This is a genomic window from Pseudoalteromonas sp. PA2MD11, assembly GCF_017808125.1.
Taxonomy (GTDB): Bacteria; Pseudomonadota; Gammaproteobacteria; order Enterobacterales; family Alteromonadaceae; genus Pseudoalteromonas; species Pseudoalteromonas simplex.
Window position 1 is genome coordinate 1 of record NZ_JADKNF010000004.1, and the last position, 21142, is coordinate 21142.

Here is a 21142-nt window from a genome sequence, read left to right on the forward strand (position 1 = left end):
TGTGAAAAAGAGGCCCAGTCGGTACCCTGAACGAAAGCCCAAAAAAATGCCTGTCAGCTCTTAACTGACAGGCATTAGTATTTTAGGTTTGATTTTAAATCCGCTAACTTTTGTGCATCAACAAGCTCAGTACGTGCTTGTGCATAAGTACGGTTAATCGCATCACGGGCTTTAGCAAGGTCCGCTTCGTTCTCTACTTTTACAAAAACATGTAATAAACCTGGATCTTTAGTATCTGGGTTATAGGTAAACATTTGGCTGGCAATTTGTTTATCAACTACAAGATCTTGATAAAGTGCTGAGTTGTTAGAGAAATAAAGCTGTGAGATCAAATCAAGAGCTGCACGGTCCTTTTGAGTAGGATCCCATGCCGTGCCTTTGTATGACACAAGCAACCAGTGGCCTGGTAAACCATCATTTTTCTCATGTACATATTTTGCTGTTTTTTGCTTCGGCTCAACAGGAATGTCTGCTTGGTAATCGCCTTTTTTCCAGTTACCCCAATGCTTTTTCACCATCGCCATGGTTTCTTGTGGATCAACATCACCAACAATGACTAAAGATACATATTCTGGTTTATAAAATTTAGCGAAAAACTCTTTACCGTACGCCATTTGATCAGGCATTGCTTCAATGTCTTCGAAAAAGCCCATTGTAGTGTGCTTATACGTATGCTTTTCGAATGCTTCGTTACGAACTGCAGAAAGTAACTTACGAATTGGGCTAGCATTATTCTTTAAATACTCACCTTTTACAGTCAGCGCTTCGGTGCGGAACTGCTCTTCGCTGTATGTCAGGTTTTGGAAAATATCAGCTTCGATTTCAAGTACTTTATCTAAGTGCTCTTTTGAGAAGTTTAAGTGATAGTTCGTGTAATCGTTGGTCGTATACGCGCGATTATCAACACCCGAGTTCTTTAAAATATCTGAATACACATCTTGCGGGAATTTTTCAGAGCCTTTAAACATCATATGCTCAAAGAAGTGGGCAAAACCGGTTTTACCTGCTTCAACTTCATTTCGTGAACCAACCGATACCGGAATTTGCAGTGACACAACATCTGGGTAATCCGTTTTAACGACCATCACGCGAAGGCCGTTTTCAAGCTCTTCTAATAGGTAATCTTGGCTAAATACACGGTTATCACCTTGGCTGACTCGCTGCTCAATTTCGACTTCTTTAACCATAGTTGACTGTGAGTTACTTGCGCAGCCACTCAGCGCCAGTGTTACAGCAACACTGGTTGCTAATAATCTAAATTTCATAATGTTCCCTTGTTAGTTATTTTTCTCATAATCATTGCTGCTTGATTATGCATCAAAGCGCCAGAAAATATGAGGGTCAGCGCAATAATTTATGTAAACAGGTGTGTCAATTTTGCGAAACGCTCAGCTTTAAACTTGAGTAAAATTCATAGTCATTGAAAAACTTTCAAGAAAAAAATCTATCTAGACGTCTAAATGGCTGCTATATTATTTGTCATAGACATTAGCACGAGCTGGAATGAGGATTATGGCTTTATCATTACAAGAGAAAATTGAAGACACCAATCAAGGCGTCTACCTAATTGGTACCACACCACCAAAGTCAAGTACTGATAAAGCACAGCTTGAGACCATTGCTCAGAAGCTACTTGGTCGTTTACACGAAATTGAATACGATGGCGTGATTATTTACGACATTCAAGATGAGAGTAGCCGTATTGCAAAGCCACGCCCTTTTCCATTTAAAGAAACGGTGGATCCACGTGAATACAGCCAATTACTGCGCAGCTTGTCGCAACTTGATGTGATCACATATAAGAGCGTAGCCCAGCGTGGTGAAGCAGAATTTACCGAGTGGTTAAACGAAACACGTAACGACTTCGAATTAAAAAACTTAGTGTTAGTGGGTAGTCCATCATCTCATGGCGATATCAAACTAAGCCTTCCTGATGCATATAAATCGCTTGCAAAGCAAAGCAGTGATGTGTTTTTAGGTGGCGTTACCATTGCCGAACGTCACGCTAGCAAACGCAATGAACATGAGCGCTTAGTTGAAAAAACAGCACAAGGTTGTAAGTTTTTCATCTCGCAAGCCGTTTACAATGCGCAAGCTACGATTGATTTGATCACCAGCTATGCCCGTAGCTGTAAAGCACAAGGCACAACACCAAAACGCATTATTCTAACGTTTACCCCTTGTGGTGGTGAAAAAACCTTAGAATTTATGGAGTGGCTAGGTATTTCGGTACCTGAGGCTACCAAATACCGCATGTTAGATTCTGCAAATACATTGAGTGAATCAGTGCGTATTTGCCGTGAGAATCTCGATTTAATTTTACAAAGCTGTGCGCATTTAGATTTACCGCTAGGTTTAAATATTGAGAGCTTAACCAACCGTAAAGAAGAAATTGATGCGTCAATTAACCTTTACCGTTTACTTAAAGCAACCATGGAATTAAACCTAGCTGAAAAGCAAATAGCTTAGCGGGCAAGTTTAGAGGCTTGCTTTTTCTCATACATATCTTCATCAGCCCGCTTTAATAGCTCAGCAAATGTTTCTTTAGGTTGAGCTACAATACCTGAGCCTATACTCAAATTAAGTTCAGGTATTGCCATATGTTTAAGGTTTTCTTTAAACGCTTCATTAAGTTTGTAGCTAATCGCTTCGATACAGTCGTTACTTTTCACTTGCAGAACCGCAATAAATTCATCTCCTCCTAAGCGGCCAATAATATCAGCCTCTCGTAGATATTGCTTCAATGTATCAGCCAGACATATCAGTGCTTTATCTCCTACTTCGTGACCATGCTTATCATTGAGTGGTTTAAAGTTATCTATATCGATAAACAAACAACAGATATTAAAGCCCAACCGGGCGGCAAGATTTAATTTATGTTGGCAAAGTAAATTGAGTGCGCGGCGATTATAAATATTTGTGAGGGGGTCTAGCATCGCAATTTCACGCATTTGGGTGAAATTATCAAGTAGAGCTAAATCATCTTCCACCATATCCCTAAGCTGTTCGATGAGTTCTAAAAGACTATGCTGATAATCAGTTTTCTTAAAATCCATTACACAAAAAGTACCAAACGGTTCCCCGTTCGGCCAAGTTATAGGCACACCTAAATAGGATTCAACGCCATCGACAGTAAGTGGACAATCATCCCATTGATTATCTAGACTAACTTGTGGAATGTATAAAGGAGCCATATCTTTTAATACCTTTTTGCAAAAGATATTGTCGTCAATGGCTAACTCGATTCCAGCATGGTAAGGGTTTTCTCGTTGTTCGCTAGAAACAATTATGCGGTATGCTTCATCTGTCTTATGAACAATAAAGCCTGCAGGCGCTGAGAATAACTCGGTCATTAAATCGACTGTTTTTTGCCATTTTTGCAAAGAAAACTGGTTGTCAGGCTGACAAAATGACCATTTATTAACTTCTAACATACTACACACTTATTTTAGTCAGTGGATAGTATAAATATACGTCACTTTTTACGGTGTCTCATACTTTTTTGACCCAAAATACGCTTTTTATCTCGCGAGCGACGAGCTTTATTAGTGTTTTTGCTTATGTTTTTAGGTTCTTTCGTTAAATCAGGCTCATACCCAGGTAACCACTGAGGAGTAAGTCTGGTGCCCAGTAAAATGTCTATTTCATCTAATAACCATTGTTCATCAATGCTAACTAGCGACAACGCTAACCCTTTTTCGCCAGCACGACCTGTACGACCTATTCGATGCACATAATCTTCAGCCACATAAGGTAGCTCATAGTTAATGACATATTTTAAAGAGGCAATATCAAGGCCGCGAGCGGCCACATCAGTCGCGACTAATACCCGAGTTACACCAGATTTAAAGTTTTGTAATGCTTTATCTCGCGCCCCTTGGCTTTTATCACCATGAATTGATTCGGTTTTTAAGCCATCTTTACACATTTCTTTAGCAAGCACATCAGCAGTTTGTTTAGTTCGGGTAAATATCAGTACTTGCTGCCAATTTTTCATGCCAATCATGTGTGACACCAGCTCACGTTTACGGTCTTCATCAACCGCATAAACTAGTTGCTCAACTTCAACCGCTGCCGAGTTGCGTTTATTCACTTCAACTAGTTTAGGATCATCTAGTAACTGCTTACTAAGCTTAAAGATACTGTCATCAAATGTGGCTGAAAAAAGTAAGGTTTGGCGTTCTTTCGGCACATGACGCAAGATACGTTTTATCTCGTCAATAAACCCCATATCAAGCATGCGATCAGCTTCATCAAATACCAAGGCGTTAATACTAGAAAGTTTAATACTGCCTTTGATCAGATGATCAAGTAAACGCCCCGGAGTTGCAACAACAACCTGCGCCCCTTTTATGGCTTTAATTTGTGGTCCAATACTAGCGCCGCCATAAGCCAGTGCCGCTTTTATTTCAGTATGCGCAGCATAACGCTCTACACTTGCAAAGACTTGCTGTGCGAGCTCTCGGGTTGGCGTTAAAATTAGGACTTTAACAGCATCAGGGAGTACTTCAGCAGATAACAAATTGTGCAGTAGTGGTAAAACAAAGGCAGCGGTTTTACCCGTACCAGTTTGTGCGCTGCCCATTACATCTGCACCCGCTAAAATAAGTGGGATGGTTTGCGCTTGAATTGCTGTGGGTGTGTGATAATTCTCTTCTTGCAAGGCTGTTAGCAATGCAGGTGCAAGATTTAACTCTGAAAAGGTCGCTACTGACATAGTCTGAAGTATATTTAGCTATAAAAACGCTATTGTACGCGGAACATCAGCAACAAAAAAGGCGCAATAAGCGCCCTTTGTCGTAATTGTAAAGATTACGCTGGTTTAAGTGACTCTTTACGGTGATTATAAAAACTAATTAGGTCATCAACCGTTGTTTGGCAATAATCACGAATGCCAGATACAAGCATGTGCTTTTCACCCGACCCTACTTTTTCGCCATTTTCTAACAGGTTGAAGCGAAGCGTAATTTTTCCGCGTTTGCCAGTAAACTCAAAATCAGGCTCAGCAAACTCTAATTCAGGTGCACTGATATCAAGGCGGTCAAGGTTAATCAACATTGATTCGTAAATCACCATTGGGCGGGCTGGGTTGATCATCACATCTTGCTTGCCCATTAATGGAATGATGACATGTGGGAAGGTAGTACCAGAAAACTCAACATAGTTTTTTATTAAGCTATTTGTTAACTCAGGACATTGGCTAACAGCCCCTTCACGCTTTACTTTTAGCATCACTTTTTCGCCATCGGTGATAGCAAATTCATCAGCACCTTCAGGAAAAGTCAGCTTTGAATTTTCATCAACCATACCAGCAAAAGTGAACTCCATTTTTTCACTAATACCATAGCGGTTTAAAACCAGCGAAAAAAGTAAATCGCCCGGCACACAAAACTTTTTAGCATCTTTATCGTGTAACGGATTGAAATCATCCGCCACTAACTTAGCAAAGCGACAGCCTTGCTCGCGTGAGATAGAAACGTAATCAGCATGCTGCTGATAATAAGGACTTAACATATTTGTTCACTGCTTAAACTACTTATAACCTATCTATACTATCAGAAAAAAAGCACACAGAGGTCGAATCTGTTGAGTATCATTTTCTATATTAACGTTGTGAAAGTCTAATTACTTTCAGAGCGCGCACCAAATTGTATCAATTTGTACGAAACAATTAACAAATAAGCGTGAATAGTAAAAACTAATAGCGCATTTATATAGTGAAAAATTATTACATAAAAACAAATATAAATTCACTTTATCTTTTAAAACAACAAGCTAATAAAGATCTGAACGAGGCACTACAAAAAACTCTGAAACACAAGCTTTAATGTAAGGCAATTTGTAGCTAATGAAATAAATGAGGTATGATAAGCGCGCTTTTTTATCATGAAATAACTCATATAGACTGCATAAATAATAATGATAATAAGCGGTAAATAAATGAATACTCACTATGATTTTGAATGGTTTCATCTGTTTTTAATGGTAAATATTGCTTTGAAATTTAGACGACCAATCGCTCAGGGACTTGGTTAAATGATAAACCGATTAAGCTGGGCGGCTCTGCTTTTTTGTTTTTGCTGTTACTCTCAAGCTGAAGATAAAGCTGAACAGGTCTTTTTTAAAGTTTCACCAACAGTCTGTGTGACAGAAGCAAAACAAAAAGCCTGCGAGTTTAATGTGCAAGTTCATTTTCGAGTTGCTCCTTATGAAGAACTTTGTTTAGAAGTAACCCAACGCCCTCATTACACTCAGTGCTACACGCAAACAGGATTAATAGCCAAACAGTTTTTAATCAAAACAGAATACCCTCTTACCGTTAAGTTAATTAACCCTTTGAGCAGCAACGTTGTTAAACAGCAGCGTCTCTCAATAGTTAGCTATGAAGCCAAAGATTACCGTATAAAGCGGCGCTTTGGCTGGAGTTTATGATGCAGCATATTTTTTTAATTGAAGATGATGTGAAACTAGCCAATTTAATTCAAACATTTTTATTAAAACACGGCTATACCATTGATGTATTTAATACAGCTGAAGATTACCGTAGTAGTGAAATTACCTTTATTCCCTCATTGATTATCTGTGATGTGATGTTACCTGATGGCAATGGTTTTGAATTAATTTCACAACTAAAAGAAAAATACACCTGTCCTGTTATTTTTTTAACAGCTTTAGACTCAGTGCAATCACAAATTAAAGGCCTAAACTTAGGTGCTTACGACTACTTAATAAAGCCCATTAAACCTGAGCTATTATTAGCGAAAATTAAAACAATCATCGCCCACACTGTAAACCAAGATAACTTTTCAGATCACAGCGACTGTTTACGCATAGACAGTAAAAAGCGTGATATCTACTTTCATAATACTGCTCTGAACCTAAACGAGAGTGAATTTGATATTATCGCCTATCTAGCGAAGAATATGCCACAGCCAGTCTCTCGCGAAGTGCTGTTTAAACATGTCATTGGCCGTGAGTATGACGGACTAGACCGCGCTATAGATTTAAAAGTGAGCCGATTACGTAAAAAACTCAAAGATACGATAAGCAGCCACAAAAATTCGTTGGATATTAAATCGGTGCGAGGCAAAGGCTACAGTTTGGATATTTCAAAACTATGAAGCAGCAATTTTTTAAGCTTTACCTGATTATCACAGTAAGCTTAATTGCTTTAGTTCTTGCGTTCGGTCAGCTTTATAATGAGTTTTTTTCTAAGCATGTGCCGAGTGTACAAATTAGTGTTGCTGAACTCACGCAAATAGCAGAGCAAAAAGACTCGCGGATCAGTAGCCTAAGCATAAGTGAAATTGCATTGCCTGATTCTTTGCTCAACACGTTTAATCAAGACGGTATTATCAGTGTCACTGAGCATAATCAGCAATTTATATATCTCAAGGGCAGTAATGGTAGCATTCAAAAAGTTGGCCCCATTAACCTGATTTCACACGCAAAAACTGACTGGTTTGCTTTTTTCGCCTTTTATTTTTTGCTTGGTGTGATGATTTTATTGTTTATACGCCCAGTGTTTCGTGATTTGAGCTTATTGCAACGTGCAGCCTACCGCTTCAGCAAAAAACCGCAACGAATAGAGCTCGATATAAAGCCAAATTCATCCATTGCACCGCTTGCAAACACCTTTACTGATATGTCAGAGCGTATCAACAAATTTGTGCAGCTTCATAGCGATTTATCCCGCATTATTTCTCATGAAATTCGTACCCCACTCTCGCGTATGCGATTTGCGTTATCAATCGCAGAACTAGATTCGTTAGAAAGTAGCCAAATAGAGCGTGATATCGATGAGATTGAATTGCGCTTAGAACAATATTTATCGTTTGCTCGTTTAGAGCATCAACAAAGTGTGTTTAATCAGGAGAAAGTTAACTTAACTAAACTGATCAACACGGAAATAGCTAAATTTGATTTATACAAAGAACTCAAATTTATTCCAACTCTTGGGGTTGACGCTGCTTTTTGCGAAACAAGCTTTATGGCAATCGCGGTACAAAACTTACTGATCAACGCCACAAAATACGCAAAAAACACTATTTATATAAGCACTGAAGAGAAAGCAGGTAATTACTTGATAAGCGTCACAGATGATGGACCAGGTTTGCCTATAAATGCTGATGCGTTAATTGAACCATTCAAACAAGGTGAAGGAGATAAATTGGCGAGTGGTTATGGATTAGGACTTTATATAGTGCATCGTATTGCTAGCTGGCATGGCGGTAAAATTGGTTTAGCCAATAACCTCGAAACGGGCGGCGCTCAAATCTCAATCAGTTGGCCTAAAAATGGTATGTAATACCAGTAAAACCTGAGAAATAGCCATTTTTATTAATCATATGTGAGTTAGCTAAATTGCTATCAAGCCAAGTGTGCTTTAGTTTGAAATCAACACTAAAATTATCACTGATCGGATACTCGTAGCTTACTTTTAAATAGTAATTGGTGGCACTTTCTAAATTATAACTTAATAAGCGAGTTTTGCTCTCTGTGGGACTAACCGTGTAGTAATAGTCAATTAACTCTTCATTTTTGTAGTTTATACCAGCCTCAATGCCAGCAATACCGGAAAACAGTGTAAATGCTTGGTAGCCATTGAATAATATTTCATAGCCATTATGAACATTGGTTATATCGTGCACGTATGCCGCACTCAACCAAATGTCGTCATAAATATTTAAAGCTGATGAAAAGCCAGCCATATAAGAAAGGTTGCGCTCTATCGGTGTTAAGTTAATTGGTGAAGCACTTGGAATTGTAGGTCGACCTGAACTAGAACGAACCACACCTGTCGCGTAGAGTTTATCTACCCCATCTAACTCAAAGAAAAAGCCATCATCATTAAAGCGCCCCAGTAAATCAATATAAAATTTCTCAGATTCAAATAAGCTGTAACCAATAGAAAAATCATCGAAATACCAGCTATCACCATAATAAGCCAAGCTTGGCAGAATTGGCGAAATAACATCATCGGCATCAAGTACTGGGTTTTCAATACCACCGTAGCCTAGCGTAACGCTTGCATGAAAAGTAGACTTTTTAATCAATTGCGGCTGCTTAACATCATCCTGCGCAAATGCAGTTGATGCAGCTAAGCAACACATTGAACCAAACAACCTTTTCATTAACGTAACTCACCTTAATGCCGTAATAAACGACTACTATACTAACTTAATAAACTAAAACTCTTTTAGCCCTTTCTGTGCTGGGGCGATCATAGCGTTTGCATACATTTTTGTATAATTTTTTTGCCACACAACGCAGTAAAATGACTTATTTTATCTACTATCGTCAAACTAACATACTGAAAGAAATATTAAATAGCTTGTACATTTTGCTACATAGGTTTTCAGTTTTAGTTATTAAATTCCATTATTTAATTTACTCAATGACAAAAAAGGGCCCGAAGGCCCTTTGCTACATAACACACTTAGGGAGTGTTTAGTCTCGTTTCATACGGCGACGAAGACCAGCAAAACCAGCTAATAACACTGTTATCCATGCTAAAGAGCCGCTTGAGCCAGAGCTTGATTGCGCTTCTTCTTCAGGAACGACCGTTGTTTCTTCAGCCGTTACTGTCACAGCAACTCCTAGTTCCATCGCTTCAATTCCATCACTTACCAATACGGTAAACTGATGCTCACCAGCCGTTAGACCTGATACTTCAGTGATTGCTGATGTTGGACTTTCAATAGTACCTGGGCCTTGCCATGAGAAAGTTAACTCATCGTTATCTAAATCATGAGATGCTGAGGCATCTAGGGTAATAACGCTGCCTTCAGTGACTTGCTGAGAACTTGCTTCAACAACCACAACAGGTGCGTCGTTTACTGCCTCGACTGTTAACATAAAGGTTGTGCTTGCTGCGTCTGATGGGTATTCAATATCAGACACCATTACAGTGACTTCTGTCTCACCAGAGAAGTTTTCATTTGGTGTAATAGTTACTGTATCGCCATCAACTTCGTAGCTTACATCATCAGAAATTACCGAGATTTCATTCTTCGAGTTCTTTTCATCAATGTGCTGAACACTAAAGCTGACAGGTGTTTCTTCTGTGGTAACCATGTCTTCAAGAGCAATCACTGTAATATTACTTGGGATTGCTAATGTTGCAGTTGAAGTCATGTCATTTAAACCAGACATCGTCGCTTTCGCTTCAACTTCAAGTGTTTGACCTACCGCAGATGGCATTACTTCAGCCCATGCTGTTACTTCAAATTGTGACGACTCAGGGCCAACATAATCCATACAAACAACATAACCATCACTGATCACTTCGTCTAAATTATTGTAGGCAATTTGGATACCTCGATAACCTTCAAGTGGGCCATACTGATATTGCGCACCACGGAAACCTTGCAAACCAATACTGCCTGCTGGACGAGTTGACCCAAAATCTAGGTTGTCGTATGCATAATAAATTTCATGCTCACCTTTACCAAAACGCGTATTGGCATTAAACAGCACTTGGAAGTCAAATGAGTTATCACGTTTAGTGTAAGTGTATTGGCCCGTTTCACGATCATAAACAGGGTTGTCGTAATCTGACGCGTTATCCCACTCAATAATACCCCAACCTGTTGCTGTACTTGCAAGTGAGATCCCTTCGTTAGACGATAAACCCACAGACATTACTGAACGTAATAAGCCGCTCTCTGCAAACTCCCAGCCACGCCACAATGGCCCCATATTCTCATAAGGGAATGACTCATAAGGGAATGGGTTGTGTACTGGGTAGAAGTAACGACTACCGCCTGTATTCACTGTCCCCATACCACGAATTTGAATTATCGAGTTTTGGATATTTGTATTATCAGCATTGTTATAGAGACTGAATGTGTCAAATGCGCCATTGTAAAAGCTTGCTATTGGTAACGAATAACCACTTCGTGAATTATATAGATTACTTTCATCGAAGCCTGAAAGCATAGGCATAATGCCAAACTCAGATAAGTCGACATAACCGCCTGGGTTTGAGTTACCAAAATCAGGCGTACGACACATTTCATCAGTGATGTTATCAGTGACGATGTAATCTGGCTCTACATCTCGGGTATCCGCTTGTGTGCCCGTTACAATAACTTTACCATCAGCAATTTCAACGTTGATTTCAGATGCTGTTGAAACCATTACATTTTCTGCTTTGATATCAAGACCAGCAGGAATATCAAGTTCTAGTGAGAACTCACGATCTATACCTGAGTTATTCGCTAATACTTCAAATGTGTAAGGCACCATATCGCCCACTTTTGCACTAGTATATGGCGCATCAAGATGAGCAACATCATTGCCACGGTTAAGCTTAAATGGAATAGAGCCTAGGTTGCCATGATTTACGGCCGATGTGCCCACATCAAGCAAAGAGTAGTAAACGCTGTCTGAATCAAATTCCATATCCCAATTAACAGTCATTTCAACTGTGTTTTGGCCATCACTGCTAGGAAGGCTGGCTGTCACACCAGAAGCTACTTGATCAGACACAACCGCTGTAGCAAGTTCAAAGGTTTCTTCAACAGCATCAACAGACGATTTATTCGTATTATAAACTACAACCCAGTACTCACCTTCTTCAGGGTTGTTGATATTACAGAAGTTTTTATAAATTAAATGGTTAGATACACATAAGATCTCGTCTTGTGGCTGAACAATACCATCACCGTTATAATCTTTACCTACATAGATAATTGGGTTACCCACATTCAAGGTACCTTCTAGCTCAGATTCAACACCAACAGTTTCAGCAATAAAACGTTTTGTGTTCGCAGGCACTGTTACAAACTTAGTAAATGTTGCTTCATCTAGAATATCACTAGCATCAACTTCTTCTGTTCGATTCATGGCCCACGGGAAAGTACGCTCATCATCTTTTGGCAAAGTTACTGTCGTGATATCTGCTTTAACCGGCTCATATGCGCGTGCAACAGGTGCTTCAACACTCGGTAATACAATACCTTTAGCAACATAAGTGCCTACATTTGAATGAGCAGTTGTTTCTAATGAAGATGGTAAATTACCGCGATCATATTTAAACGCTACTGGCCAATGTGCATCTGGGATACCAGCTTCTTCAGCTTGGAACACAAGGTTGGTATGAAGCTCAACTTCTGAGTTACTAAACCAATCTTGGGTATCCATGATTGATGCTTTAACAATGATTGTTTGCGTTTCACCTTTTTTCAGTGAGAAAGTTTTCGGGAAGATATCAATATTCACACCATTTTGAGCGGTTTGTGAATTAACATCAAATGCCCAGTTTTCAACATCTTCATGGCTTACAGTCCAGGTTCCATCTTCTGTTGCTTTGATAGTTCGAACCCATTGACACTCTGGTGCACAAGAAAAGTTAACCAAATTTGGTAAGTTAAGTTTGTGAGGTGTACCGCCATTATATGGATCAGCCGCTAAGAAGTTGTCGGCTGTTTCGTCCATAACAAAACCAGCTTCAGCTGCTAATGCAACATTGATTCGACCTGCACCAGCACGGTAAATTTTAGCATCAGCAACAACATCATTTTCACTGTTTAAACGATGGTACTTAACTACGTTTTCGGCAGTCATTGATAGTGCAGATTGAATCTCGGCTGCACTCCACTCAGGATGAATCTGACGCAGTAATGCCATTGCACCGGCAACATGAGGTGATGCCATAGACGTGCCGCTAATCGCTGCATAATCTTGACCATGTGGTGCCACAAAAGGATGCTCATCAGAGTATGCCGCATAAATATCAACACCAGGAGCTGCAAGTGTTGGAGCTAGTACTTCAACATTCGAATAAGATGGACCACGCGATGAGAAGGTTGCTAACCAATCAGCATCTTCAGCATCAACACGGCGCTCAATCACTGTTGGCTTAATAGTGATCATATGACCTTTCTCTGATGTGCTATCAACCCAATCTTCTAAACCGTCATCGGGCCACACACCATTCCATTGATCATAGGTAAAATGAACGCCTGGTAATGAGTAAGCCTCAGGTACTGTAGCTTGATCACTGTCACGGTTGAACATAATGAAACCATCAGCGCCACCGGCTTTTACATGATCTACTTTTGCGGTACGGGCATTGGCAGCTGTATCTGTAGCTGAGTGACGTTGACAGATTACAATAACATTCGTGCTGCCATCAGCCGCACCAGCTATTTCTGTCCCATCTTTGTAGAAATTAAACGTATTTTCAGGATAATCGGCAGTACAGTATCCATCAGAGTCTTTAAAGCCATTGACGTCTTCATAGTCTTTAGCCCAGACAACAACGCCGGTAATTTCTTCGCTATTAATGGCACCGCCAACTAACCCCATATCTGACCAACTTGGTACTTCAGAACCCATCGTTTCATCAGCAAAGCCCGCATATTCAACAGCAGTTTCAACGACAACAGTACGGCCATGTGTTGTTGCTGCAACTTGCGCAAGCCACGGCGACGAGTTATCTAAATAGCCAAAACATTCTGCTGCGCCACACCCCTGACCGCTGTTACCTGCTGCCGCGGCAACGTTGATGCCCGCTTCACGCGCTGCTAAGAATGCAAGTTGTACTGGATCGGCCCAAACGTTTGAATCGGCTCCACCAATTGAGAAGTTGATTACATCAACCCCATCAGAAATTGCATCTTCAATACCAGCAACTAACGCTTCACCAGGACAACCTGCATATTCTTCACTTGATGGGTAACATACTTGATAAGAAATAATATTTGCATGCGGTGCAACACCTGAGATTTCAGGGAATAAACCCTCTTTCAAGATATTGCCATCAGTATTTTCACCAAAACTAGGTAGCATATATGGAACGTCTTTGACTACGTTACCTGCCGCAGTTGACGCAACATGCGAACCATGACCTTGATAATCTTCACCAATCGCTGGCCAGCCTGGGATCATGGCATCAAACGAATCTGTGATCACATCGTAAGAACGTACACCAATTAGTTTGTTATTACATTGAATCTCTTCTGGCTCTTCAACACAGTCGCCAACATAAACGCCCGCACCAAATGGGTTTTCATGCTCATAACCATCAGCACCCACAGCTGCAAATGACGGGTGATCTGAGTTAATACCTGTATCAATAATACCTATGATTTGGCCTTCACCTTTGCCCTTGATCCCACTTGGAACACTTGTTCCATCCCAAATTTGATCAGCACCGATGTGCTTAGGGCCTTCATCTGAAAGTAAATCATAATTTTTAGAACGCATTACTGATACAACAGAGCCAAGCGAAGCGACCTGTAATGCCTCTTGCTCTGTCATTTTTACAGAGAAACCATTTAGCGCTTTAGTGAATTGACGGCGCATCTCTGTACGCCCTGTAACTGCCGTTACGTTTTGCATAACAGCACGTTGTTTCGAATAAAGCTTGTTTTGATATTCTGTAACGGCTGAAATTGCAGCCTGACCTTTTTCAAAAACTTTGGTAATACCTTGAGCTTGCATAGATTTTGATAAAGACGAAGTTAAGTCTCTAGCTTCAAGAGCAACAGAGTTATCACGTAAACGAATAATATAAATATGTTCGCCACCCAGACCTTCTTGTTTAAATTTGCTTGCTTGGCTATTTAATTGAACATTTAAACCATCGTTTTGTAGCATGCTTGAAGAGTTACCTTGCTCGAACTCTTTGGAAAATGCTTTCACTTCTTCAAATGTAATATTTGGTGCTTTTAATTGGTGCTTAACTTGATTGTTCTCAACACCGACTGCATGTGCAGCACTAGCACTATAGAGAGCTGCAGCAACAGCGATCGAAAGTGTTTTGACTTTCATAAAGTATCCCCTGGATAGTTAGTTTGAATAGTTATTCAAGCTTTTTGAATTTCCATTTCAACGCTTGTAGTAACAATATAACCACAGGGAGAATCAAAAATGACGCACATTCGTGTAGCGTTTTGTACACACTGTTAACATTAAAGTTACCAAAGGTGGGCTAATATAGTGTTTCTATATACAATATCTCTGAATACAAAATAGAAGTAGCATATTTAATTTAGGTAAGAAATGAAGATAAAATTTATTTATTAATCAATTGATTATGATGATACAGTGGTAAATCGCATAACTCTTATGCAACTATAACTTGAGCTGGCTCATGGTTTTCAAATTCGAAGCAGTAAAGGCTTTACCAGCGATGAGCAAAACTGTCATTTTGCAACATTGTGTTCTGGTAAAGCCTATCGTTTTTTAGCGGTTTAACGCTTGCTGTGAAATCATTTCAGCAACACTACCCACTTGTACTGACATACTCTCTTGACTAGGCGGAAATGCCTTAAAGGTTTTTACAAACTCTGAAATTTGATTACCTGCAGGGCCTAAAATCCAACTACGGTTTTCAGCCCACTCATCATACCCCCTAGCATCAATGAAACGCTCAAATGGATCCATTTTTAAGTTAATAATGTAAGGTGAAGTAAGAGCTTGCTGTGTAGACCTAAACCAATGATTTTGTTCTGTAAAAATTAATTTCCAGTCACCGTAACGCATTCCATGAAAGGTAGTTTCGGTGAAGTAATAGAACTCTTTACGCTTTGTTTTACCATTGTTCTGTAAGATATCACTTTGATCGAAACCATCTAAATGAACCTTATACTTTTGACCATTGATTTTGGTACCTTTTAATAAATTAGCTTTTAAATCTTTATCGCCAATCCACGACATAATCGTTGGCACCCAATCTTCCATTGTCATGAACTCACCTGTGCTCACACCTTTAGGAATATGGTTCGGCCATTTAACAACCATAGGTACTCTGAAGCCACCTTCCCAGCCACCAACGCCTTTTTCACCATGAAATGGCTGATTACCACCATCTAACCATGAGTTTGATGCGGCACCGTTGTCGGTAGAAAACATCACTATTGTGTTATCAGCGACTTTAAGTTCATCAAGTAAGTTAAGTAACTCACCTACATCATCATCCATTTCGGCCATACCATCAGCATATAAACCAAAGCCAGTTTTACCGTCATAAGCTTTATTAAGGTTAGTTTGGTAATGCATTCGAGTTGTGTTATGCCACACGAAGAAAGGTTTATTCTGTTTTACTGCATCACGAATATAGCGTTTTGACTCTACAAGTACTTCTTGGTCTAAATTACGCTGACGCTCTTTCCCAAATGGGCCAAGATCTTTAATCTCTTGTTTGCCATTTCCAAGCGCTTTTGCATGAATGACTCCACGCATTTTTAAGCCTAACTTTTCTTGTGTTTTAGCGTCTTGAGTATAATCTTGCTGCTCTGGATACTCACCTGCATTGAGGTGATATAAGATACCAAAAAATTCATCAAAGCCATGATTTGTAGGTAAGTGTTCATCACGATCACCTAAGTGATTTTTACCGAACTGGCCTGTAACATAACCTTTGATTTGAGCATGGTTGCTAAGGTTGGATCTTTCTCTTGCAAACCTTGTGGTGCGTCAGGAAGACCTAAGGTACTGAGACCTGTACGCATAGGATACTGACCAGTAATAAATGCAGCGCGGCCAGCAGTGCACGAGGCCTGTGCGTAATGATCCATAAATATCATGCCGTCATTCGCAATGCTATCAATGTTAGGTGTACTGCCTCCCATCATACCTCGATGGTAAGCACTAATATTCCACATACCAACATCATCGCCCCAAATAACAAGTACATTGGGTTTTTCTGCAGCGACACTTGGTAAACTTAAGCCTAAAATGGCCACGCAGGCCAGTATGTATTTAAACATCACTTTCTCCTTGAAAACTGACTAAAGCATTTGCCTTAGCTTCAAAAACCCCTCGCTTGCAGTCACCTTATACTGCTTTCTTAAGATATTCATACAAGTGATAAATTGTGCATGTTTAATACTATTAGAGCAGTCCCTATTTACAAGTGAAATCTGGGGTAACTTTGATTTAAATATAAAAAAACCGAGCATAAAGCTCGGTTTATAAAACTAAAGGATGATTAAGCTTGCGGATAATCGCGGTATGCACGCTCAATTTTTTTCGCTTGCTTTTTAGACACACCAAGATGTGCTAAAGCAACACGTAAACGAGCACGCGATAAGTCAGAGCCTAAAATTTCCATCGCATCAAGTACTGATGTTGAAGATGTCTTACCTGTGATAGCCACAAAGATTGGCTCTAGGAAGTCTTTAATCTTCAACTCATGGAAAGTCGCCACTTCTTTTGCGATAGCAAAAATCGCTGGTTTTTCCCAACTACGTAAACCTTCTAATTGCCAGATGAAGAACTGTAATGCTTGACGGATTACATCTTCATCAGCTTTACCTGCTGTTAATAGCGCAGGATCATAACTTGGAATACCACCTACAAAGTGGCCCGCAAGGTCAACCATATCAGAAAGCGTATTAATACGTGTTTTTGCTTCTGGCAATACTTTAGCGAATAGCTCGGTATTAAATTTCCAATCAACAAAACGCTGCATTAGCTCTGCATCAGATAAGTTTTCACGGATCCACATACCGTTTAACCAACTAAGCTTATCGATATCGAAAATTGGGCCGCCAAGCGACACTCGTTTCATATCAAAGTGTTCAATCATCTCTGCTAAGGTGAACTTTTCACGCTCGTCTGGCATTGACCAACCCATACGGCCTAAATAGTTTAATAGTGCCTCTGGAAGGTAACCCATTTCTTTATAGTAGTTGATTGAAGTTGGATTTTTACGCTTCGATAATTTTGACTTATCTGGGTTACGCAGTAACGGTAAGTGACCTAGTACTGGCGCTTCCCAACCGAAGTCTTCATATAGTTTTAATAGCTTAGGCGCTGAATTGATCCACTCTTCACCACGGAAAATGTGGCTAATTTGCATGTGATGATCATCAACAACGTTGGCAAGGAAGTAAGTTGGGAAACCATCAGCTTTAAGTAGCACTTGCATGTCTACATTTTCCCATGGGATCTCAATTTCGCCACGTAGGTAGTCGTTAAACTTAAACGTGCCTTCGCTTGGGATCTTCATACGGATTACGTAAGGCTTACCCGCTTCAAGGTTTGCTTTAATTTCATCTTCAGAAAGATTTAAACCACGACCATCGTATTTAGGGCGTAGGCCTTCGGCCATTTGCTCTTCACGCATTTGGTCTAGTTCTTCGCTCGTAGCAAAACAGTAAAAAGCTTTACCCTGTTCAACTAACTGATGCGCGAATTTCTTATATAAATCGCTACGCTCAGATTGACGGTATGGACCAAACTCACCGCCTACATCTGGACCGTGATCCCAGTTTAAGCCTAACCATTGTAAGCTATCCATAATAGCTTGCTCTGATTCTGGCGTACTACGAACTTGGTCTGTATCTTCAATACGTAACACAAACTCACCGCCTTGCTGCTTAGCAAAACAGTAGTTAAATAATGCGATATATGCAGTACCTAGGTGCGGGTCACCAGTTGGTGACGGAGCAACACGGGTGCGAATTGTCATGGTTATATCTCTCAAAAGACAATTAAAAAATTTGCCCAAATGCTAGCACAGCACGGGCTATAATCGAAGTGAAAAGCCGCTTTATGCCGCGACTTTATCTAAATAAGCAATGATATCGTTTGATTCATACAACCAAGTCACTTGGCCGTTTTCTTCAATGCGTAAACAAGGAACTTTTACTTTTCCGCCCTGCTCTAATAGCTCTTGGCGAAATTGCTCGTTATCTTTGGCATCACGGGTTTCAACTGAAAGGCCTTGACGTTTTATGGCACGACGTACTTTCACGCAAAATGGACAGGCTTTAAATTGATATAGTTTAAATTGTGATGTCACTGAATCAAGCGCGGCTTGCTCTGCTGCCGGGCGCTTTTTACTACGTGGCGTGAATACAAAATCAAAAAACAAAATGATGCGGCCTAACAACCAACGAACAAACTTCATCTTACCTTCTCATAGGGTTCAAAAAAATAGTGGGCAATTTTAACACAGCTAAGCGCGCTGCAACACCTTAAAACAGCTCAATTGAATCATCTTGAGGTTGGCTTTGTTGAATATCTAGTTCGGAGTAAGCAGTGACACAATTACGACCGCTGTTTTTAGAATGGTATAAGGCCTGATCGGCTTTTTGAACAAGGCTGGCAACCATTTCAAACTCATAGATTGGCATAAAACCACTACTCACTGTTAAGTTGCCTACTTGAGGAAATGGGTATTGAGCAACACAGGAGCGAAAACGATTAAGTGCATTTCGTGCATCTAACTCGTCACTTGCTTGAAATAACACAGAAAACTCTTCGCCGCCGTAGCGAAAAACGTAATCTTCAATACGAAAGTTATTTTTTAAAAGCTGTGCCACAAGTAAAATAACCTCATCACCAATTACATGACCATAGTTATCATTAACACGTTTAAAATGATCAATATCGACCATAGCAAGGAACCAATGACACTGCTTAGAGTCATGCTCGACCGCTGTATTGGCAGCTATCTCAATCACTTTTTTATCAAATGTTTGCCTGTTAAGAAGTTCAGTAAGTGGATCCTGCTGTGATTTATGTAATAAAGAGAGCTGATTCGCATAGATATTCAGCATATAAATAGCTAGCATACTGCAGCGCTCGGTTAACTCTTTATCAGATTCAACAACAAGTATACCGACAACATTTCCAGTGTAATAAATTGGCACATATGTCGATATCACCCCACAATCACGGCTAATCCGAATTTTATTGCGACTGACTTTTGCCAATAAGTCTAAGACTTCTTGCTCGCTAAGCTCCTCAATCGCTGTGTTCTTATTTAACAGCCGTGCGGGAAGACCAATATTAAAGGTTTTATTAATATAGATTGCAAAACGTGTAAACTCACCTAATTCAGCAACAGCATTTATCAGTGCACTGTCTAACTCAGGCTCTTCTTCCTGTTGCGTTATAGTGACTACCCAGTCATGCCCGCAAGCATTAGAAGCCATTTAGAAGCCCCCAAAATAAAACATAACTTTAGTTTAGTTAAGTTTGCTAGAATTACTAAAAAACTATAACAAAATCATATCATCTCGGTGAATTACTTCACTGCTTGGTGCAAATACAAGCAACTCAGTTATTTGCGATGAATGACAGCCTTTAATTTGATCAATTTCTTGATGATTAAAGTTAACAAGGCCTTTAGCAATACATTGCCCTTGGCAGGTCACCACTTCAATCACATCACCACGCTCAAACTGCCCTTTCACAGTCTTTACGCCTTTTGCCAGTAAGCTTGCGCCACGTTCTTTAAGCGCAAGGCTTGCGCCGTCATCTATCACTAATTGCCCCGTGCTTTTAGGCCCTGCTAGAAGCCACTTTTTACGGCCATCTTTTGGTGCGGTGAGTTTTAAAAAGCGCGTACCTGGAAGCTTATCAGCCATGCAATTTAAAATCACATTCTTGCCTGCCCCTTTAGCAATAATTACCTCAACACCAGCACGACGTGCAATATCGGCCGCTTGCAGTTTGGTTGCCATACCTCCGGTACCTAGGGTTGTGCCACTGCCACCAGCGAGCTCTCTGAGTTCATCATTAATGTGAGACACTTCATTGATTAGTGTTGCATTGGCATCAGAGCGAGGATCGCCTGTAAATAAGCCTTCTTGATCAGTTAACAATAACAGCTTTTCAGCATTCGCTAATATTGCGACTAAAGCAGATAAGTTATCGTTATCGCCGACTTTAATTTCGGCGGTGGCTACAGCGTCGTTCTCGTTAATAATTGGCACCACATTGTGCGCTAGAAGTGCATTCAAGGTATCGCGGGCATTTAAGTAACGTTCACGGTCTTCCACATCGGCGCGGGTCAATAGCATTTGCCCTACATTCACACCATACAAAGCAAACAGACTCTGCCAAATATGAATAAGCTGTCCTTGGCCGATTGCGGCAAGCATTTGTTTTTCAATCAAAGAACGACCACAGGGGGTAATGAGTTGCTCGCGACCTGCAGCAACCGCGCCGCTTGATACTAAAACAACCTGATAACCCTGTTTTTTTAATTCACAACATTGGCGAACAAGTTCAACCATGTGTGCTTTATCTAATTTGTCGGTACCGCCTGTCAGCACGCTTGTGCCCAGCTTTACAACAACGACGTGTGGCCTTTGCATTTGATTCTTATACTCTGCATATTGAGGGAGTTTGGGTATATATATACCAGCTAACAGTTTTTGAACAAGTTAAAAAA

The 21142-nt window shown here is 40.2% G+C and carries 13 protein-coding genes and 2 pseudogenes; 4 read left to right on the forward strand and 11 right to left on the reverse strand.

Going from position 1 to position 21142, the window contains the following annotated elements; translation table 11 throughout:
- Positions 1–77: 77 nt before the first annotated feature.
- Positions 78–1265: pseudogene (locus ISP07_RS06330) on the reverse strand (M16 family metallopeptidase); the annotation flags it as partial.
- Between the two features lie 247 nt (positions 1266–1512).
- Here ISP07_RS06330 and ISP07_RS06335 point away from each other — a divergent pair.
- Entirely contained in the window at positions 1513–2469 is a 957-nt protein-coding gene (locus ISP07_RS06335; RefSeq protein ID WP_209327130.1) for a methylenetetrahydrofolate reductase, read from the forward strand.
- Here ISP07_RS06335 and ISP07_RS06340 read toward each other — a convergent pair.
- From ISP07_RS06340 to ISP07_RS06350, 3 genes are all read right to left on the reverse strand, one after another.
- Positions 2466–3434 (reverse strand): sensor domain-containing diguanylate cyclase, encoded by a 969-nt coding sequence (locus ISP07_RS06340; RefSeq protein WP_138616342.1) that lies wholly within the window; start codon positions 3432–3434, stop codon positions 2466–2468. The genes ISP07_RS06335 and ISP07_RS06340 overlap by 4 nt on opposite strands.
- 41 nt (positions 3435–3475) lie before the next feature.
- A complete protein-coding gene (locus tag ISP07_RS06345; protein WP_209327131.1) occupies positions 3476–4717 on the reverse strand; it encodes a DEAD/DEAH box helicase in 1242 nt (413 codons plus the stop codon).
- A gap of 95 nt (positions 4718–4812) precedes the next feature.
- Positions 4813–5514, reverse strand: coding sequence for a DUF3581 domain-containing protein (locus tag ISP07_RS06350; RefSeq protein ID WP_054551210.1), 702 nt, complete (start codon positions 5512–5514; stop codon positions 4813–4815).
- A 522-nt stretch (positions 5515–6036) separates the two neighbouring features.
- On the opposite strand from ISP07_RS06350, the gene ISP07_RS06355 reads away from it, so the two are divergent.
- Genes ISP07_RS06355 through ISP07_RS06365 form a run of 3 tightly spaced genes read left to right on the forward strand, consistent with a single transcriptional unit; the run spans position 6037 to position 8308 of the window.
- Entirely contained in the window at positions 6037–6432 is a 396-nt protein-coding gene (locus ISP07_RS06355; RefSeq protein ID WP_054551209.1) for a DUF3019 domain-containing protein, read from the forward strand.
- Positions 6429–7121, forward strand: coding sequence for a response regulator transcription factor (locus ISP07_RS06360; protein ID WP_082389161.1), 693 nt, complete (start codon positions 6429–6431; stop codon positions 7119–7121). Before ISP07_RS06355 ends, ISP07_RS06360 begins: the two co-directional genes overlap by 4 nt.
- Complete coding sequence (locus ISP07_RS06365) at positions 7118–8308, forward strand: ATP-binding protein (RefSeq protein WP_209327132.1); 1191 nt, start codon at positions 7118–7120, stop codon at positions 8306–8308. Before ISP07_RS06360 ends, ISP07_RS06365 begins: the two co-directional genes overlap by 4 nt.
- Here ISP07_RS06365 and ISP07_RS06370 read toward each other — a convergent pair.
- The 7 genes and pseudogenes from ISP07_RS06370 to proB form a co-directional block, all read right to left on the reverse strand.
- A complete protein-coding gene (locus tag ISP07_RS06370; RefSeq protein ID WP_138599612.1) occupies positions 8292–9134 on the reverse strand; it encodes a MipA/OmpV family protein in 843 nt (280 codons plus the stop codon). The two genes, ISP07_RS06365 and ISP07_RS06370, sit on opposite strands and share 17 nt — an antisense overlap.
- A gap of 316 nt (positions 9135–9450) precedes the next feature.
- The gene (locus tag ISP07_RS20670) at positions 9451–14781 is read right to left on the reverse strand and encodes a S8 family serine peptidase (RefSeq protein ID WP_209327133.1); all 5331 of its coding nucleotides are present in this window, start codon (positions 14779–14781) and stop codon (positions 9451–9453) included.
- A gap of 414 nt (positions 14782–15195) precedes the next feature.
- Positions 15196–16721: pseudogene (locus ISP07_RS06380) on the reverse strand (arylsulfatase).
- Positions 16722–16942: 221 nt separating this feature from the next.
- On the reverse strand, positions 16943–18427 hold the full coding sequence (gltX, locus tag ISP07_RS06385) for a glutamate--tRNA ligase (protein WP_054551203.1): 1485 nt from the start codon (positions 18425–18427) through the stop codon (positions 16943–16945).
- An 81-nt stretch (positions 18428–18508) separates the two neighbouring features.
- Positions 18509–18868, reverse strand: coding sequence for a glutathione S-transferase N-terminal domain-containing protein (locus ISP07_RS06390; protein WP_054551202.1), 360 nt, complete (start codon positions 18866–18868; stop codon positions 18509–18511).
- Between the two features lie 67 nt (positions 18869–18935).
- Positions 18936–19898 carry a GGDEF domain-containing protein gene (locus ISP07_RS06395; protein WP_054551201.1) on the reverse strand — a complete coding sequence of 321 codons (963 nt, stop codon included), beginning with the start codon at positions 19896–19898 and terminating at the stop codon, positions 18936–18938.
- Between the two features lie 63 nt (positions 19899–19961).
- Positions 19962–21065 carry a glutamate 5-kinase gene (gene proB, locus ISP07_RS06400; RefSeq protein WP_209327134.1) on the reverse strand — a complete coding sequence of 368 codons (1104 nt, stop codon included), beginning with the start codon at positions 21063–21065 and terminating at the stop codon, positions 19962–19964.
- Positions 21066–21142: the final 77 nt, after the last annotated feature.

What these genes read in the sequence shown, in the direction of transcription:
- ISP07_RS06355 (WP_054551209.1), top strand. Translation starts at nt 6,037, where the DNA reads ATGATAAACCGATTAAGCTGGGCGGCTCTGCTTTTTTGTTTTTGCTGT.
- ISP07_RS06340 (WP_138616342.1), bottom strand. Translation starts at nt 3,434, where the DNA reads ATGTTAGAAGTTAATAAATGGTCATTTTGTCAGCCTGACAACCAGTTT.
- ISP07_RS06360 (WP_082389161.1), top strand. Translation starts at nt 6,429, where the DNA reads ATGATGCAGCATATTTTTTTAATTGAAGATGATGTGAAACTAGCCAAT.
- ISP07_RS06395 (WP_054551201.1), bottom strand. Translation starts at nt 19,898, where the DNA reads ATGGCTTCTAATGCTTGCGGGCATGACTGGGTAGTCACTATAACGCAA.
- ISP07_RS20670 (WP_209327133.1), bottom strand. Translation starts at nt 14,781, where the DNA reads ATGAAAGTCAAAACACTTTCGATCGCTGTTGCTGCAGCTCTCTATAGT.
- ISP07_RS06350 (WP_054551210.1), bottom strand. Translation starts at nt 5,514, where the DNA reads ATGTTAAGTCCTTATTATCAGCAGCATGCTGATTACGTTTCTATCTCA.
- proB (WP_209327134.1), bottom strand. Translation starts at nt 21,065, where the DNA reads ATGCAAAGGCCACACGTCGTTGTTGTAAAGCTGGGCACAAGCGTGCTG.
- ISP07_RS06370 (WP_138599612.1), bottom strand. Translation starts at nt 9,134, where the DNA reads ATGAAAAGGTTGTTTGGTTCAATGTGTTGCTTAGCTGCATCAACTGCA.
- ISP07_RS06335 (WP_209327130.1), top strand. Translation starts at nt 1,513, where the DNA reads ATGGCTTTATCATTACAAGAGAAAATTGAAGACACCAATCAAGGCGTC.
- ISP07_RS06365 (WP_209327132.1), top strand. Translation starts at nt 7,118, where the DNA reads ATGAAGCAGCAATTTTTTAAGCTTTACCTGATTATCACAGTAAGCTTA.
- gltX (WP_054551203.1), bottom strand. Translation starts at nt 18,427, where the DNA reads ATGACAATTCGCACCCGTGTTGCTCCGTCACCAACTGGTGACCCGCAC.
- ISP07_RS06345 (WP_209327131.1), bottom strand. Translation starts at nt 4,717, where the DNA reads ATGTCAGTAGCGACCTTTTCAGAGTTAAATCTTGCACCTGCATTGCTA.
- ISP07_RS06390 (WP_054551202.1), bottom strand. Translation starts at nt 18,868, where the DNA reads ATGAAGTTTGTTCGTTGGTTGTTAGGCCGCATCATTTTGTTTTTTGAT.